The sequence below is a fragment of the Verticiella alkaliphila genome (genome assembly GCF_018904615.1).
In the GTDB taxonomy this organism is placed as follows: Bacteria; Pseudomonadota; Gammaproteobacteria; order Burkholderiales; family Burkholderiaceae_B; genus Verticiella; species Verticiella alkaliphila.
Genome location: NZ_JADCNH010000025.1, coordinates 22,888 through 39,306, shown reverse-complemented (window position 1 = coordinate 39,306; position 16,419 = coordinate 22,888). Strand labels below are relative to the sequence as shown.

General features: G+C 66.5%; 16 protein-coding genes and 1 pseudogene. 14 read left to right on the top strand and 3 right to left on the bottom strand.

The window, feature by feature from the left end; all coding sequences use genetic code 11:
- Positions 1-294: 294 nt before the first annotated feature.
- The 4 genes from IMZ29_RS15545 to IMZ29_RS15530 all read left to right on the top strand — a co-directional run bounded on the left by IMZ29_RS15545 (position 295) and on the right by IMZ29_RS15530 (position 4,960).
- Entirely contained in the window at positions 295-1,494 is a 1,200-nt protein-coding gene (locus IMZ29_RS15545) for an acyl-CoA dehydrogenase family protein (RefSeq protein WP_216185757.1), read from the top strand.
- A gap of 10 nt (positions 1,495-1,504) precedes the next feature.
- Positions 1,505-2,644 carry an acyl-CoA dehydrogenase family protein gene (locus tag IMZ29_RS15540; protein WP_216185755.1) on the top strand — a complete coding sequence of 380 codons (1,140 nt, stop codon included), beginning with the start codon at positions 1,505-1,507 and terminating at the stop codon, positions 2,642-2,644.
- 73 nt (positions 2,645-2,717) lie between these two features.
- The gene (locus IMZ29_RS15535) at positions 2,718-3,929 is read left to right on the top strand and encodes a CaiB/BaiF CoA transferase family protein (protein ID WP_216185753.1); all 1,212 of its coding nucleotides are present in this window, start codon (positions 2,718-2,720) and stop codon (positions 3,927-3,929) included.
- Between the two features lie 44 nt (positions 3,930-3,973).
- The gene (locus IMZ29_RS15530) at positions 3,974-4,960 is read left to right on the top strand and encodes a Bug family tripartite tricarboxylate transporter substrate binding protein (RefSeq protein WP_216185752.1); all 987 of its coding nucleotides are present in this window, start codon (positions 3,974-3,976) and stop codon (positions 4,958-4,960) included.
- A 72-nt stretch (positions 4,961-5,032) separates the two neighbouring features.
- On the opposite strand, the gene IMZ29_RS15525 is transcribed toward IMZ29_RS15530, so the two are convergent.
- A complete protein-coding gene (locus tag IMZ29_RS15525; RefSeq protein WP_216185750.1) occupies positions 5,033-5,653 on the bottom strand; it encodes a pyridoxamine 5'-phosphate oxidase family protein in 621 nt (206 codons plus the stop codon).
- Positions 5,654-5,910: 257 nt separating this feature from the next.
- Here IMZ29_RS15525 and IMZ29_RS15520 point away from each other — a divergent pair, with 257 nt between their 5' ends.
- The 8 genes and pseudogenes from IMZ29_RS15520 to IMZ29_RS15485 form a co-directional block, all read left to right on the top strand.
- On the top strand, positions 5,911-6,090 hold the full coding sequence (locus tag IMZ29_RS15520; protein WP_216185748.1) for a CsbD family protein: 180 nt from the start codon (positions 5,911-5,913) through the stop codon (positions 6,088-6,090).
- 47 nt (positions 6,091-6,137) lie between these two features.
- The gene (locus IMZ29_RS15515) at positions 6,138-6,407 is read left to right on the top strand and encodes a CsbD family protein (RefSeq protein WP_216185746.1); all 270 of its coding nucleotides are present in this window, start codon (positions 6,138-6,140) and stop codon (positions 6,405-6,407) included.
- A 305-nt stretch (positions 6,408-6,712) separates the two neighbouring features.
- Complete coding sequence (gene pdxJ, locus IMZ29_RS15510) at positions 6,713-7,453, top strand: pyridoxine 5'-phosphate synthase (RefSeq protein ID WP_216185744.1); 741 nt, start codon at positions 6,713-6,715, stop codon at positions 7,451-7,453.
- Positions 7,450-7,905, top strand: a complete 456-nt coding sequence (gene acpS / locus IMZ29_RS15505; RefSeq protein ID WP_216185742.1) for a holo-ACP synthase — start codon at positions 7,450-7,452, stop codon at positions 7,903-7,905. The genes pdxJ and acpS overlap by 4 nt, the downstream gene beginning before the upstream one ends.
- A gap of 38 nt (positions 7,906-7,943) precedes the next feature.
- Positions 7,944-8,993: a beta-N-acetylhexosaminidase gene (gene nagZ / locus IMZ29_RS15500; RefSeq protein ID WP_216185740.1), complete on the top strand. Its 1,050-nt coding sequence runs from the start codon at positions 7,944-7,946 to the stop codon at positions 8,991-8,993.
- Between the two features lie 53 nt (positions 8,994-9,046).
- Positions 9,047-10,870, top strand: coding sequence for an excinuclease ABC subunit UvrC (uvrC, locus tag IMZ29_RS15495; protein ID WP_216185738.1), 1,824 nt, complete (start codon positions 9,047-9,049; stop codon positions 10,868-10,870).
- A gap of 10 nt (positions 10,871-10,880) precedes the next feature.
- The gene (pgsA, locus tag IMZ29_RS15490) at positions 10,881-11,453 is read left to right on the top strand and encodes a CDP-diacylglycerol--glycerol-3-phosphate 3-phosphatidyltransferase (protein WP_216185736.1); all 573 of its coding nucleotides are present in this window, start codon (positions 10,881-10,883) and stop codon (positions 11,451-11,453) included.
- Between the two features lie 114 nt (positions 11,454-11,567).
- Positions 11,568-12,020 (top strand): annotated as a pseudogene (locus IMZ29_RS15485) (linear amide C-N hydrolase); the annotation flags it as partial.
- A gap of 26 nt (positions 12,021-12,046) precedes the next feature.
- Here the strand turns inward: IMZ29_RS15485 and IMZ29_RS15480 are convergent.
- Positions 12,047-12,616, bottom strand: coding sequence for a hypothetical protein (locus IMZ29_RS15480; RefSeq protein ID WP_216185733.1), 570 nt, complete (start codon positions 12,614-12,616; stop codon positions 12,047-12,049).
- A gap of 323 nt (positions 12,617-12,939) precedes the next feature.
- Between IMZ29_RS15480 and aceA the strand changes: the two genes are divergently transcribed.
- A complete protein-coding gene (gene aceA, locus IMZ29_RS15475; RefSeq protein WP_216185731.1) occupies positions 12,940-14,247 on the top strand; it encodes an isocitrate lyase in 1,308 nt (435 codons plus the stop codon).
- Between the two features lie 76 nt (positions 14,248-14,323).
- Here the strand turns inward: aceA and IMZ29_RS15470 are convergent, their stop codons facing one another.
- On the bottom strand, positions 14,324-15,118 hold the full coding sequence (locus IMZ29_RS15470) for an IclR family transcriptional regulator (RefSeq protein WP_216185729.1): 795 nt from the start codon (positions 15,116-15,118) through the stop codon (positions 14,324-14,326).
- Between the two features lie 134 nt (positions 15,119-15,252).
- Here IMZ29_RS15470 and IMZ29_RS15465 point away from each other — a divergent pair, with 134 nt between their 5' ends.
- Positions 15,253-16,404 (top strand): acyl-CoA dehydrogenase family protein, encoded by a 1,152-nt coding sequence (locus tag IMZ29_RS15465; protein WP_216185727.1) that lies wholly within the window; start codon positions 15,253-15,255, stop codon positions 16,402-16,404.
- Positions 16,405-16,419: the final 15 nt, after the last annotated feature.

Below are 16,419 nucleotides of genomic sequence, written 5' to 3'. Positions count from 1 at the left end.
GGAAGTGTCGCCGGCAGAGGATGGGGCACTGTAGCAAGCCCAATGCCGAGTGGAAAGACGGCGTGAGCGGTAACGGCCGCCGCGGCGCTCTCTGCCGCTCGACAGTGGTACTGACACGGGACGCGATCCTGCCGCTATCGCTCATTGTCAAAACGAGATTGACATTGCGTCAATTCTGCATGGGATTGTCAATGGGCATGCGGCGCTGCACAATCCCTGGCTTCGTTGCGCCGTGACCGAGCCGGCGCAAGACCACATCTGACGCCGGCCGCGCGCCGGCAGGAACCCAGACACATGGACCTGACCTTCACGCCCGAGGAGGAGGGCTTCCGCCGCGAGGTGGTGGCTTTCCTTCGCGACAAACTGCCCGCCCGCCTGTCCCGCAAGGTCAAGAGCGGCCTGCGTCTGACGCGCGAGGATATGACCGAGTGGCACGCGATCCTCAACGAGCGCGGCTGGCTGGCCAACCACTGGCCCCAGGAACACGGCGGCCCGGGCTGGGGCGCCGTGCAGAAGTTCATCTTCGAGAACGAGTGCGCGCTGGCCGGTGCCCCGCGCATCGTGCCTTTTGGCGTGAACATGCTCGGGCCGGTGCTCATCAAGTACGGCAACGAAGCCCAGAAGCAATACTGGCTGCCGCGCATCCTGGATGGCTCCGACTGGTGGTGCCAGGGCTATTCCGAACCCGGCGCGGGCTCGGACCTGGCCGCGGTCAAGACCACCGCTGTGCGCGATGGTGATCACTACGTCGTGAACGGCCAGAAGACGTGGACCACGTTGGGCCATCACGCCAACATGATCTTCTGCCTCGTGCGCACCGACAAGGACGCGCGCAAGCAATCTGGCATCAGCTTCCTGCTCGTGGACATGAACACCCCGGGCGTGGAAGTGCGCCCGATCATCACGCTCGATGGCGAGCATGAAGTCAATGAAGTGTTCTTCACCGACGTGCGCGTGCCGGTGCAGAACCTCGTAGGCGAAGAGAACAAGGGCTGGACGTACGCCAAGTACCTCCTCACCTACGAGCGCACGAACATCGCCGGCGTGGGCTTCTCGGTGGCGGGCTTCGAGCGCCTGAAGCGCATTGCGCGCAGCGTCAAGCGCAACGGCAAGCCGCTCATCGAGGATCCGCTCTTTGCCGCCCGCATGGCGCGCGTGGCGATCGATCTGGAGAACATGAAGACCACCAACCTGCGCGTGATCGCCGCAGTGGCCGGCGGCGGCGTGCCGGGCGCCGAGAGTTCCATGCTCAAGATCCGCGGCACGGAGATCCGCCAGGAGATCTTCTCGCTCACGCGCCGCGCCATGGGCCCGTATGCGCAGCCCTACGTGGAAGAAGCGCTGTCGCAGGAAGACTACGCTGGCGAGCCCGTGGGCCCGGCCGAAGCCGCGAGCGCTGCATCCGCGTACTTCAACAACCGCAAGCTGTCGATCTTCGGCGGCTCCAACGAAATCCAGAAGAACATCATCGCCAAGATGATTCTCGGCTTGTGAGGACGGCTCGATGAACTTCGAACCTACGGACGACCGGCGCATGCTCGCCGACACGCTGGACCGCTTCATCGCGGATCAGTATCCCCTGGAACACCGCAACGCCATCGCCTATGACGAGACCGGCTTCAGCCGCGATCTGTGGGCGCGCCTGGCAGAGCTTGGCACGGTGGGGGCGCTCTTTCCCGAGGCCGACGGCGGCTTCGGGGGCGAGGGCTTCGACATCGTGACCGTGTTCCAGAGCCTGGGCAAGGGCCTGGTGCCCGAGCCCTTCCTGGGCGCGCTGCTGGTGGGCCGCGCCATCGGTCTGGTGGGCACGGACGCCCAGAAGGAAGCCATCGGCGAGCTCATCGGTGGCGCCGTGATCGCGGCCTTCGCCCACGACGAGGCGGCCAACGCGCCGAGCCTCACGATGCTGGATACGCGCGCTGAGCGGGCGGGCGAGGGCTGGATGTTGCGCGGTGCCAAGGCCGTCGTCGCGCATGGCGGCCAGGCGGATCTGCTGCTCGTGTCGGCCCGCACCGCCGGCGAGGCAGGCGACGAGACGGGTATCTCGCTCTTCCTGGTGCGTGGTGACGCCGAGGGTGTCAGCCGGCGCAGCCATGCCAACGTGGATGGTGGCCGCTCGGCGGAGATCACTTTCACGGACGTGCGCCTTGAGGCCGACGCCTTGCTGGGTGCGGCAGGCGAGGGCTTCGCCGTGCTCGAACAGCTGACTGGGCTGGGCGTGCTCGCCCTGTGTGCCGAGGCGCTGGGCGCGATGGACGTGGCCCGCAGCGAAACGCTCGAATACCTGCGCACGCGTCAGCAGTTCGGCGTGCCGATCGGCAGCTTCCAGGCCCTGCAGCACCGCATGGCCGATCTCCTCCTGGAAATCGAGCAGGCGCGCTCGGCCGTGATCAACGCGGCGGCAGCGCTGTCGGGCGAGCGTCTGGCGCGTGAGCGGGCGCTGTCGGCGGCCAAGTACACTATTGGCCGGATCGGCATCCGTGTGGCCGAGGAAACCATCCAGTTGCATGGCGGCATCGGCATGACCTGGGAGCTCCCGCTGCCGCACTATGCCAAGCGCCTCGTCATGATCGATCATCAGTTCGGCGACGAGGATCATCACCTCGCGCGCTACATGGCGCTGTCCGCCCAGGCCGACGCCTGACGGATGGCTGGCTGCCGGAGCCCCGGCAGCCGCCGCCGGCGCGACCCATTCCTTCGATAAGAGACAGAGACACATGCCGGATACTTCCCCTCGTTTGCCGCTCACGGGTGTGCGCGTGCTGGACTTGTCGCGGGTGCTGGCGGGCCCCATGTGCGGTCAGGCCCTGGCCGACCTGGGCGCCGAAGTCATCAAGATCGAGCACCCCGGTCGCGGCGATGACACGCGCGACTGGGGCTTGCGCGTGGGCCAGAACAACTCGGCCTACTTCAACAGTGCCAACCGCAACAAGCTGTCGGTGGGCCTGGATCTGCAGACGCCCGAGGGCCAGCGCATCGCCCGTGAGCTCGCGGCCAAGAGCGACGTGGTCATCCAGAACTTCAAGTACGGTGGCATCGAGAAGCTCGGTCTGGGCTACGACGTGCTGCGCGAACTCAACCCCAAGCTCGTGTATTGCTCGATCTCCGGCTACAACCGTGCTGGTGACGAGGCAGCGCGCCCTGGCTACGACCTTGTCGTGCAGGGCGAGTCCGGCCTCATGGCGATCAATGGCGATGCAGGGCAGGGGCCGTTGAAGTTCGGCCTTGCCGTGGTCGATCTGACCACCGGCATGTTCGCGGCCCAGAGCATCCTGGCCGCGCTCTTTGATGCTCAGCGCACGGGGCAGGGCCGGCACGTCGAAGCCGCCTTGTTCGACACCGGCGTGCAGATGACGGCCTACTACGGCATGGAATCCCTGCTGCGCGGCGCGGATACGCCCAAGTACGGCAACGCCCATCCCTCCATCATCCCCTATGGTGTCTTCGAGGCTGCCGACGGCCCGCTCGTCATCACCGTGGGCAACAACGCGCAGTTCGCCCGCTTCTGCAACGAGGTGATCGACCGCCCGGACCTGGCAGCCGACGAGCGCTTCAAGACCAACAATGGGCGCTCGCAGCACCGCGAACTTCTGGTCGAGCAGATCAATGCCGAACTCATCCGCCGCCAGCGCAGCGAATTGCTGCCGCGTCTGAATGCTGCCGGCATTCCCTGCGGTGAGGTGCTCGGACTGCTCGAGGCCTTGCAGTCCGAGCGTGCACACAAGGCCGGGCTCTTCACGAACACGTCGGATTACGACGCGGCGCGTGAGGTGCCTGTGATGACCCCGCCGTATCGCATCGACGGTGAGCGCTTGCCCGTGCGGCGCGCACCGCCCGAACTGGCCGCAGACACGCGGCAGGTGCTGGCCTCGCTGTTGGGCATGACCGATGCCGACATCGACCAGCTCAAGGCTGACGGCGTCCTGTAGGCGCCGACAGCCGATCCGTCCCACAAGGAAAGAGGCTTTACATCATGGTATTTGCGTTTCAACCCGCCCGCCGCACGCTGCTGGCCGTGGCGGTGGCGCTGTGCGCCACGGCCGGCTTCGCTCACGCCCAGACTTGGCCCGATCAGGCCCTGCGTCTGGTCGTGCCCTTCCCGCCGGGCGGTCCCACCGATACGGCCTCGCGCATCATCGGCCAGGAGCTGAGCAAGCGCGTGGGCCAGCCCGTCGTCGTCGAGAACCGTGCTGGCGCGTCTGGCGCCATCGCGGCCACGGCCGTGGCCAAGATGCCGGCCGACGGCTACACCTACATGATGCTTGCGACCCCCACGTTGCTCGCACCCCAGCTGTATCCGAGCGCGCGCTACGACGTGGCCAAGGATTTCGCCCCGGTCGCCACCGTGTACTCGCTGCCGATCGTGGTGGTGGTCAACCCCAAGGTGCTCGATGTGAAGAGCATGCAGGAGCTGATCGCCAAGGCCAAGGCCGAGAACGGTCAGTTGAACTACACGAGTTCGGGCGTGGGCAGCTTCGGCCATCTCACGATGGAACTCCTGAAGCAGCTGGGCGACTTCGACATGCAGCACGTGCCCTATGGCGGCGGGACCCCGGCCATCACCGACCTGCTCGGCGGCCAGGTGCCGATGATGTATGCCGACCTCGTCGCTGCGTTGCCGCACATCCAGAGTGGCGCGCTGCGTGCCATCGCCGTGGGCTCGCCGGAACGTGTGGCGATGCTGCCGGACGTCCCGACCATTGCGGAGCAGGGCTTCCCTGGCTTTGAGGCGGTGTCGTGGGGCGGTCTGCTCGCACCTGCCGGCACGCCCAAGGACATCACGGACCGGGTGAGCAAGGACATTGGCGAGATCCTCGCCGACGCCGCCATCCAGGATCGCCTGCTCAAGGCCGGTGCCATCGCCAACTACGAAGATGCCGCCGGCATGGCCAAGCGCATCGAGGGCGACATCACCACCTGGGGTGGCGTGATTCGCGACAAGAAGATCAGCGTGAACTGATCACGTCGCATCAACGGTGCAGCAAGCAACGCCGCCTGACAGGGCGGCGTTGTCGTTCCTGCGGGCCCGGTGTCAGTACAGCGTGTCGCGTTGGCGCTGCGGCAAGTCGCGGTCGTAGCTTGCGCCGTCGACGCTGCCTTGCGTGAGTGCCTGGAGCACCGCGCCTGCCGTGGGCAGGATGCCCGGCGCGGGCGCCGAGCGCGTCCACAGGCCGGAGCGCTGGATCGCGCGGGCACATTGAAAGTAGGCGGTCTCGACGTCGATGACGAGCACGCACTTGGGCAGTGCTTGCGCCACGGCGAAGCGCGCCAGCAGCGCAGGATCAACGCTGATGCGGGCCCGGCCATTCACGCGCAGCGTCTCGCCCACGCCCGGAATCAGAAAGAGCAGGGCCATGCGCGGGTCAGCCACGAGATTGCGCAGGCTGTCCACCCGGTTGTTGCCGCGGCGCTCGGGCAGCAGCAGCGTCTTCTCGTTCTCGACCACCACGAACCCGGCGGGATCTCCCCGGGGCGAGGCATCCAGTCCCAGCGGCCCAGCTGTTGCCAGCACGGCAAACGGCGAAGCCTGGATGAGCGCTTGGTACACGGGTGCGATGTGATCGATCTCCTTGCGGATCGAGGCCTCCCCGACGGGGCCGAAGAGGGTGTCGAGCTGCTCGACAGTGGCGATGTGATGTGGATCGGCATTCATGCGCAGGGCTCTTGGAGTCAAATCGGCAAAAAGCACAAACATGCGGTCAATTTCGCGCAAATCGGCCGCGCCTGGTGCATCGGCGATTCGGCGTGCGCACCGCAACGGCTGCCTGACGCCACGGCCGACACTAGCATCCAGGGGCGAGGTGTCGATAGTAGCCTCGTACGGATACCGACGAGCAAATACCGCCCGGCCGGCACAGCGTTTGCTCAGGTAGAAGCACGGGAATGTACCCGTGCCACTGGAGTCAAGCCATGAACAAGGATCAAGTCAAGGGCGCCGTGAAAGACGCCGCCGGCAAGGTGCAGGAAAGCGTTGGCAAGGCCACGGGCAGCACGTCCCAGCAAGCCAAGGGCGTTGCCAAGCAGGCCGAAGGCAAGACTCAAAAGGGCTATGGCGACGCGAAAGAAGCCGTCAAGGACGCTACGCGCTGAGCGTGGCACAACGACCGTCAGGTCTGAACTCAATATCTGGAGAAATCATGAACGGCGACCGAGTTGAAGGGACCGTGAACAAGGCTGTCGGCCGCGTGCAGGAAGCTGCGGGCGTGCTGACGGGTGACGACCAACACCGTGGCGAGGGCGTTGCCCGCCAGGTGCAGGGCGCCGCTCAGGACCTGTACGGTCAAGCGTGCGACCAGTTCAAGGAAGTGACGGGTGACCTCGCGGCTCGCGTGGAGCGCAACCCGATTGGCGCACTCGCGGTCGCCGGTCTGGTGGGCTACATCCTGGGCGTGCTGAGCCGCCGCTGAGATGCGGTGTATTGAATCTGATTGATCGGGGGCCTCGCCGCCCCCGAGGAGAGCTGGTGTCATGAAAGGTATTTTGCTGTGGTTGATCGGTATCCCGATTCCCATCATTCTGTTGCTGTACTTCTTCGTCTTCTGACGCCGACTGTCCGTTGCTGCGGCCCCTCGCTTGGCGCAGGGTCGGAGCTGCGGACAGACGCCGGGCTGGGCTTCGGCCCGGGCGGGAGCCTCGCGCTCCCGCCAGCCTAAAGCGTATAAGGCGTACTGCGGTGTTCCGCGACCGGTGCGCTTGCGAGTAAACTTCTCGCATGATCGAACTCGGCGTCAACATCGACCACGTTGCGACCTTGCGTCAGCAGCGTCACACGGCCTACCCCGATCCCCTGCGCGCAGCCCAACTGGCTGAAGCTGCCGGTGCGGATCTCATTACCCTCCATCTTCGTGAAGACCGTCGCCATATTCAGGATGCGGATGTGTTCGCCCTGCGCGAACGGCTCATCACGCGCATGAATCTGGAATGCGCCCTGACGGATGAGATGCTGGACATCGCGTGCCAGGTCCGGCCGCACGACGTCTGCCTCGTGCCGGAGCGGCGCGCCGAGTTGACGACCGAAGGCGGGCTCGACGTGCTGGGCCAGCGCGAGCGTGTGCGTTCAGCCGTGGCCCGGCTGCACGATGCGGGCATCCGGGTCTCGCTCTTCATCGATCCCGATGCTGCGCAAATCGCGGCAGCCGCTGCCGCCGGCGCAACGGTGATCGAAATTCACACGGGAGCCTATGCCGACGCCGCCGATGCGAGCACAGCGCAGGCCGAGCTCGCTCGTGTCCGTGCGGGCGTGACGGCAGGCTTGCAGCACGGCCTTCGCGTCAACGCCGGTCACGGACTGCATTACGAGAACGTGCAAGCGGTGGCCGCGTTGACCGGCATTGCGGAGCTCAACATCGGTCACGCCATCGTGGCCCAAGCCGTGTTCGACGGCTGGGAGCGCGCGGTGCGCGACATGAAGGCGGTCATGTTGCAGGCCCGGCTCGCGGCATTGCGGTCATGAGCTCAGGCGCGCCTGCGAACGGGACGCCGGCCGAGGCTGCAGGGCAGGGCGCGTCTGCCATCGCCGGCATCGGCATGGATCTGCTGCGCACCGAACGGGTGGTCGCCGCCCTCGCGCGGCATGGCGATCGCTTCGCCCAGCGCATCCTGACACCCGACGAACTCGCCCGCTTCACGGCCCGCCGCGCACGTGCCGAATTGCGTGGCGTGCGCTTTCTTGCCACCCGCTTCGCGGCCAAGGAAGCCTTCTCGAAGGCCGTCGGCCTGGGCATGCGCATGCCGATGTACTGGCGTGCCGTGCAGTTTCTGAACGAGCGCTCCGGCCGCCCTGTCGTCACGATCGTCGATCCGGTGCTGCGTGCCTGGTGCGCCGAGCGCTACGGCGCCTTTCATGTCTCGCTGACCGACGAGTCCGATCTCGTCGCCGCCTACGTCATCGCCGAGCGCCGCTGATCCTGCGCGCGCCGGCCACTTCTGTCCTGGTGCATCCTATGCCTCATTCCCCTGACATTCTCGCGCCTGGCAGCGTCATGGTCGACGTCGCGGGCCTGACCCTCACCGACGCCGAAGCCGAGCGCCTTCGCCATCCGCTGGTGGGCGGCGTGATCCTCTTCGCCCGCAACTTTGCGGATCGCGCTCAGCTCAGCGCACTCACCGATGCCATCCATGCCGCCCGCGCAGAACCTCTACTGATCGCCGTGGATCATGAGGGCGGACGCGTGCAGCGCTTTCGCGAGGACGGCTTCACCGTGCTGCCGCCGATGCAGGTGCTGGGCGAGCTGTGGGATCGCGACGCGCCCGCGGCGCTGCGCGCGGCGAGCCGCGTGGGTTACGTGCTGGCCGCCGAGTTGCGCGCCTGCGGCGTGGATTTCAGCTTTACGCCGGTGCTCGATCTGGATCATGGGCGCAGCGCCGTCATCGGCACGCGCGCCTTTCATCGCGATGCGGCCGTCGTGGCGCAACTCGCGCGCGCCCTGGCCCAGGGTCTGTCGCTCGCTGGCATGGGCGCGTGCGGCAAGCACTTTCCCGGACATGGCTGGGCCGAGGCCGATTCGCATCATGCGTTGCCAGTGGACGAACGGGATCTCGACACCTTGCTCGCGGACGATGCGGCACCCTACGGGTGGCTGGAAGACGCCGTGATCGGCGGGGTCATGCCGGCGCACGTGGTGTATCCCGCGGTGGACGACAAGCCTGCCGGCTTCTCGCCGATCTGGGTGCGCGAGATCCTGCGCGCCCGCCTGGGCTACGACGGCGTCGTGTTCTCGGATGACCTCACGATGGAAGGGGCCACGGTGGCGGGCGACATCCTGGCTCGCGCCGACGCGGCGCTGGATGCTGGCTGCGACATGGTGCTGGTGTGCAATCGGCCCGACCTCGCCGATGAGCTTCTCGCGCGGCTCACGCGAGCGCCCGAGCCGGCATCCGTGGCTCGGATCCGGCGCCTCACGCCGCGCTTGCCGGCGCTGGATTGGACGTCGCTGCAGGCGGACACGGGCTACCAGCGCGCGCGCGACGAGGTGGCGGCACTGAGCCGCTGAGCGCCGTATCCGGCGAGGGCGCCGTCGGGTCTCGAGCTTGCGATAATAGCGACATGTCCGAGACTTTCGACCTGCGCGCCTTCCTGGCGCAGCTACCCAACCTGCCTGGGGTCTACCGTCACATCGACGCCGAAGGCACCGTCCTCTATGTCGGCAAGGCGCGCGAGCTCAAGAAGCGCGTCTCCTCGTATTTCCAGAAGACGCCATCGAGCCCGCGCATCGCCCACATGGTGGCGCGCGTGGCGAAGGTGGAAGTCACGGTCACGCGATCCGAGGCCGAAGCGCTGCTGCTCGAGAACAACCTCATCAAGTCGCTCTCGCCGCGCTACAACATCCTCTTTCGCGACGACAAATCCTATCCCTACCTGAAGATCACCGGGCATACCTTCCCGCGTATCGCCTATTACCGGGGCGCGACGGACCGCCGCAACCAGTTCTTCGGCCCGTACCCCAACGCCTGGGCGGTACGCGAGAGCATCCAGATCCTGCAGAAGGTTTTCAAGCTGCGCACCTGCGAGGACACCGTCTTCGCCAACCGCTCGCGCCCCTGTCTGCTGCACCAGATCGGCAGATGCTCGGCACCCTGTGTAGACGCCATCACGCCAGAGGCCTACGGCCATGACGTCAAGCGCGCGACACGCTTCCTGCAAGGGCACACCAAGGAGGTGATGGACGACATCGAGGCGCGCATGTTGCAGGCTTCGATGGATCTGCGCTTCGAGGAAGCGGGCTTGCTGCGTGACCAGATGCAGGCGCTCGCGAAGGTGCTGCAGCAGCAGACCATGGAGACCGACGTGGGCGACACCGACCTCGTTGCCGTGGCGATCGCAGGCGGCCGGGTGTGCGTGAACCTTGCCATGGTGCGCGGTGGGCGGCACCTGGGCGACAAGGCGATCTTCCCGACGCACGTGGATGGGGACGAGCCGCCCGCCGTGCTGGAGGCGTTCCTGTCGCAGCACTACCTGGAGAGCCAGATCCCGCCTGTCATCGTGGTCTCGCACCCGCTGCCGGCCGAGAGTGAGGTCTCGGCTGTGCTCGTGAACGAGGCCGGCCAGCGCACGCGCATCCTGCATCAGCCACAAGGCCTGCGCCGGCAGTGGCTGGAGCAGGCCGCTCAGAATGCGCAGCTTGCGCTGACCCGGCTGCTCTCCGAAGTGGGTTCGCAACAGGCGCGTACCCGTGCGCTCGCCGAGCAGCTGGGGCTGGACATGGACGACGAGGCGCTCTCGGCGCTCCGTATCGAGTGCTTCGACATCAGCCACACGGCGGGCGAGGCCACCCAGGCCTCGAACGTGGTCTATCACAGCCATGCCATGCAGTCCCGCGAGTACCGTCGCTACAACATCACGGACATCACGGGCGGCGACGACTACGCAGCGATGCGCCAGGTGCTGACCCGGCGCTTCGAGAAGACCGCGCGCGGCGACGCCCCGTTGCCCGGCGTGGTGCTCATCGACGGGGGCAAGGGCCAGGTTGCCATCGCTCGTCAGGTCTTTGAAGAGCTCGGGCTGGACATTGGCGTGCTGGTAGGCGTGGCCAAGGGCGAGGGGCGCAAGGTGGGGCTGGAGACGCTTGTCTTCGCCGATGGCCGCGAACCCCTGGCCCTGGGCCCGGATTCGGCTGCCCTCATGCTCGTGGCCCAGGTGCGCGACGAAGCGCACCGCTTCGCGATCACCGGCATGCGGGCCAAGCGCGCCAAGGCGCGCGGCGTGTCCCGCCTGGAGGAGATCGAAGGCATCGGCCCCAAGCGCCGCCAGCGCATGCTGTCCCGCTTCGGCGGCCTGCGCGGCGTGGCCGCCGCCAGCGTGGAGGAACTCGCCACCGTGGAAGGGGTGTCTCTGGAACTTGCCGAGCGCATCTACCGGGCGCTGCATTAACATACGACCTATGCCTCTGAACCTGCCCATCGTGCTGACCTGGCTGCGGATCTTCATGATCCCGCTGCTCGTCGCGCTGTATTACCTCCCGGACGGCACGGTCTCGCCGGTGCATCGCGATGCCATTGCCGCGGCCGCCTTCGTCTTTGCCGCCGTCACGGACTGGCTGGACGGCTACCTGGCCCGGCGCTGGAACCAGATGTCCTCCTTCGGGGCTTTCCTGGACCCGGTCGCCGACAAGCTCATGGTCTGCGCGGCCTTGCTCATCCTGCTTGCCGAAGGGCGGGTGGATGCCTTCATCGCCCTCATCATCGTTGGCCGCGAGATCGCGATTTCCGCGCTGCGCGAGTGGATGGCCCAGTTGGGCGCGCGGGCGAGCGTGGCCGTGAACTGGCTCGGCAAGGTCAAGACGGTGGCGCAGATGACGGCGATTCCCTGCCTGTTGTATGGCCGCCCGATTGCCGGTATCGACACCGCCTGGTGGGGCACGCGCCTCATCGAAGTCGCCGCCGTGCTCACCGTGTGGTCGATGCTCTATTACCTGCGCCGGGCCTGGCCCGTCATCAAAGAAAAGGCAGGCTGAGCACGCACTGCTTAACGGACGGGCCCCAGGGGCCCGTTTTCTTTTTGGGACCTGTCTGCGTGCCTGACAAACCGCGTTAACCTGCCACCTCATCCATTGAGAACAGAGGCGGTCATGGGCGTTCTTCGGCATCGTTGGGCGGTGGTGTGCGCAAGCGTGATGGCGATGGCAACGGCATTGTCGGCGCACGCCTGCACGAGGCTCGTCTTCCACGGCGCGGGAGAGCACGTCGTCACGGCGCGCTCCATGGACTGGAAGACCGACGTCGGGACGAATCTCTGGATCTTCCCGCGGGGCATGGCGCGCAATGGGCAGGCGGGGCCAAATTCGGTGGCCTGCACGTCGCGTTACGGCTCGGTGATTGCCACCGGCTACGACATTTCCACCACTGACGGCATGAACGAGGTGGGTCTGGTCGCCAATGTGCTGTGGCTGGTCGAGTCTGAGTACCCGGCGTACGACGGCAAGGCTCCGGGGCTGTCGATCGCCGCCTGGGCGCAGTACGTGCTCGATCAGTACGCCACGGTACAGGATGCCGTGGATGCGCTCTCGGCCGAGCCCTTCACGTTTCTGGGTCTCTGAGGCGCTGGCGCTCACGCCCGGCGGCGAGCCCGCGGTCGCGTCCGACGGGTACCACGCGGCTTTTTCGTCGCCTGCCCGCCGCGCCACGTCAGGATACCCAGCACCAGAGAGGCCGCCAGCAGCGCGGCGCCAGCGGTCAGTGTGATCCGACTGCTACGGGTGCGGTCAGCGCGCTGGCCCGCGAGATCGTTGTAATCCACCCATCGGGCGCCCTCGAGCTGCACTTGCCACAACGTCCAGATGGGGCTGCCATCCTCGGCCCGCGCCACAGGGGGGCCATATGCGACCTGTACGAGCCGATCCTGCGCAGTCGTGAACACGCGACGGGTGTGTGACGGCAGCACGGGGTGCCAGAACTGCCAGAGCCTGCCATCGTCTGTCTGGACGGTGAGGTGCCCTGAGCCTAGCCGGTCGCGAAACCGCAGGCTCGGGCTCGCAGTCTGCACGGCCACGCCCTGGATCACGCGCAGGCTGGAGAAGGGGGGCGGGTCAGGCAGACGCCGCAGCGCGCGCCGGTCGTTCAAGCCCTGCACCGAGGTCAATACGCTCGCGAGGAACAGCACGCCGGCGATGAATGTCATGACAGTGCGCATGGGCGGCACGGTGAGAAGCAAGGAGTGTGGACAGGGTGCCATTGAACCACGCACCTGCCCGAGGGTTTCCCCGGGGTCATGCTGCTGCGCAGCACCTTGGCGTTTCACAAGATGGCAATAGCTTTTCACAACATAAAATTGAATTAACAAGTGTTTGATATTTAACGATAAAATTTATAGTCTTATATAAGATATAAGCCTTGAATGCCGTGCGACATCTCCGTAGACTGTTTTCCATGGCGCCACGACATCGCCCCTCATGCCGAGGAGCAGGCACCACCGGTTTTCTCTCTTATCGAAGGAGTCATGCCATGTCTGCACGTGAACAGGAAATCCAGAATCTGCGCCGCGAGTGGGCCGAGAACCCCCGCTGGAACGGCATCAAGCGCGGGTACACGGAAGAGGAAGTCATCCGCCTGCGCGGCTCGGTGGCCATTGAGCACACGCTGGCCCGCCGGGGCGCCGAGCGTCTCTGGAAGTCCCTGCACAGCGAGCCCTTCGTCAATTCGCTGGGCGCGCTCACGGGCAACCAGGCCATGCAGCAGGTCAAGGCCGGCCTGAAGGCCATCTATCTGTCTGGCTGGCAGGTGGCGGGTGATGCCAACTTGGCCGGCGAAATGTACCCCGACCAGTCGCTGTACCCCGTCAACTCGGTGCCGCAAGTCGTGCGCCGCATCAACAACGCGCTGCAGCGTTGCGACCAGATCCAGTGGATGGAAGGCAAGCAGCCGGGCGACGAGGGCTACCTGGATTACTTCGCGCCGATCGTGGCCGATGCCGAAGCCGGTTTCGGTGGCGTGCTCAACGCCTACGAGCTCATGAAGGCCATGATCGACGCCGGTGCTGCCGGCGTGCACTTTGAGGATCAGCTGGCCTCGGTGAAGAAGTGCGGCCACATGGGCGGCAAGGTGCTGGTGCCCACCCGGGATGCGGTCTCCAAGCTCGTCGCGGCCCGTCTGGCGGCGGACGTGGCCAATGTGCCTACCATCATCCTCGCCCGTACCGATGCCGATGCGGCCGATCTGGTCACGAGCGACATCGATGACAACGACAAGCCGTTCATCACCGGTGAGCGTACGGTCGAAGGCTTCTTCCGCACCCGTGCCGGCATCGAGCAAGGCATCTCCCGCGGCCTGGCCTACGCCCCTTACGCCGACCTGATCTGGTGCGAGACGGCCACCCCGAACCTCGACTACGCCCGCAAGTTCGCCGAGGCCATCCACAAGCAGTTCCCGGGCAAGCTGCTCGCCTACAACTGCTCGCCCTCGTTCAATTGGAAGAAGAACCTGGACGATGCGACGATCGCCAAGTTCCAGCGCGAGCTGGGCGCAATGGGCTACAAGTTCCAGTTCATCACGCTGGCGGGCTTCCACGCCCTGAACTACGGCATGTTCGACCTGGCCTATGGCTATGCCCGCGACAACATGACGGCCTTCGTGGAACTGCAGCAGAAGGAATTCGCCGCGGCCGACCGAGGTTTCACCGCGGTCAAGCACCAGCGCGAAGTGGGCACGGGCTACTTCGATGCCGTCACGCAGACCATCGAAGGCGGCCAGTCCTCGACGACGGCGCTCACGGGCTCCACGGAAGAAGCCCAGTTCGAACACAAGGCCGCGTAAGGCCAAGCCAGTCGCCGGGGCGAAAGCCCCGGTTTCGCCCGCCACGCGCACGCTTGGCGGGCGTTTTCTTTGAGTGTTAGTCCAGGCGCTCGCGCAGTCCCATCGGGTCACCATCGAGCATCGGCGCGATGCGCGCCGCCAGGCCATGCAGGGCTTGCGCCATGGGGCCCGCGAGCTTCTCGGGTGGTGTATGGGCGCGGTTGGCGCCGCAGGTGAGCGCCATGATGCGCCGGCCATCGCGTGAGACGATCGGCACCGCTACCGCGTTGATGTCGGGATGCGTGCGACCCAGGTTCAGGACGTGGCCATGCTGCTCGTACTGGGCGACGGCCTCGGCGATGTCCCGGGCCACGGCTTGGGGGTCCGCCCCTTCGGCTGCCTGCAGTTCGGCCGTGAGCTCGGCGCGTACAGCCGCGGGCGCGGCCGCGAGATAGGCGCCCCCGAGCGACGTGCTCGTGAGCGGCACCGCGGACCCGATGTACAGGATGAGCCGCCGGATGCTGGCAGCTTCGGCGCGCTGGACGATGACCATCTCCGTGCGGTGCCGCTCAGCCAGCGAGATCGACGCATCGAACTCCATGGCAATGGCCTTCATGAACGGATAGGCAGACTCGGCCACGCCCCCGTGGGTGACCGCCGCCGAGCCCAGCGTGAGCACGCCCGGGCCCGCGCGCAGCCGGTCTCCCGCGCGCGTGGGTATCAGGTAGCCCAGCTGCTGCAAGGTATGGCAGAGCCGCCAGACCGTGGGCTGCGGCAGGCCGGTCAGGCGGGCAAGTTCCGTCGTCCCCAGCTCGGGGCGGTCGGGTGTGAAGCAGCGCAGCAGCTCGAGGCCGCGAGCGAGCGCTGTCACGAAGAGTCGGTCTTCTTTCATCGGGATGAGACGCCTCCGGTGTTTGACCTATTGACATGACAAACACGTGTCCGTAGCATTTTATTCATTGAGTGAATTGATTATTCGCATAGTGAATTATAGCGGTCTTGGCCGGTAGCGGCAAGGAGACGTGCATGTCCCAAGAGATTCGTCCCGATCTGGCGGAGGTGCGTCAGGCCATGCGGCGCTTCGCGCAGGAGCGCCTTGAGCCCGTGGCTCAGGCACTGGATGCTGGCGAGACGCCGCCAGCGTGGCGCGGGTGGCTGGCCGAGCAGGGGTATCTGGGCATGCGGCTGCCCAGCGCATTCGGCGGCGCCGAGACGGATCTGTCCACCTATTGCCTGGCCAACGAAGAGTTCAGCCGCATCCACCGCGTCTTCACGCTCGTGCTCGACGCGACCAGCGGCCTCACGCCCATCGCCATCGCCCGCCACGGCACGCCGGCGCAGCAGCAGCGTTGGCTACCAGGGCTATGCGATGGGTCGGCCACCGCATCCTTTGGCCTGACCGAGCCGGACGCCGGCTCGGACGCCGCTGCGATCCGCACCCGGGCGCGCCGGGGTGATGGCGGCTGGGTGCTGTCCGGCACCAAGCACTACATCAGTGGCGCGCATCGGGCCGCCGTCATCATGGTCATCGCAGTCACCGACCCGGCCCTGGGCGCGCGTGGCGGCATCACGGCGTTTCTCGTGCCGCAGGGCACGCCCGGCATGGTGGTGTCGCGCGTGGACCGCACCATCGGCTCGGACGCGGTGGAGTTGGCCGAACTGCGCTTCGAGGATTGCGTGGTCGGCGACGACGCGGTGTTGGGCGACGTGGGGCAGGGCTTCGCGATCGCCATGGGCTCGCTCACCAATGGACGCATGAGCGTGTCGGCCTCGTGCATCGGCGCGGCGCACCGGCTCATCGAGATCGCGGCGGACTGGGCGCGTCAGCGTCACACCTTCGGCCGCCCGCTCGCGGATCGCCAGGCCATCCAATGGATGCTCGCCGATTCGACAACCGAGCTCTTCGCCGCCCGGGCCATGGCTTACGACACGCTGCGCCGCGCAGACAACGGCGAGGATCTGGGGCCGTCCGCGAGCATGGTCAAGCTGTACTGCTCGGAGATGGTGGGCCGCGTGGCCGATCGTGCGGTGCAGATCCTGGGCGGTGCCGGTCTCGTGCGCGGCTCGCCCGTCGAGCGCATGTACCGCGACGTGCGGCATTACCGCGTCGGCGAAGGTTCGTCTGAAGTCCAGCGGCTCTTGATCGCGCGTCACGTGTTGCGCGACGGGCTGCCCTGAGCAAGTCGCCGGATG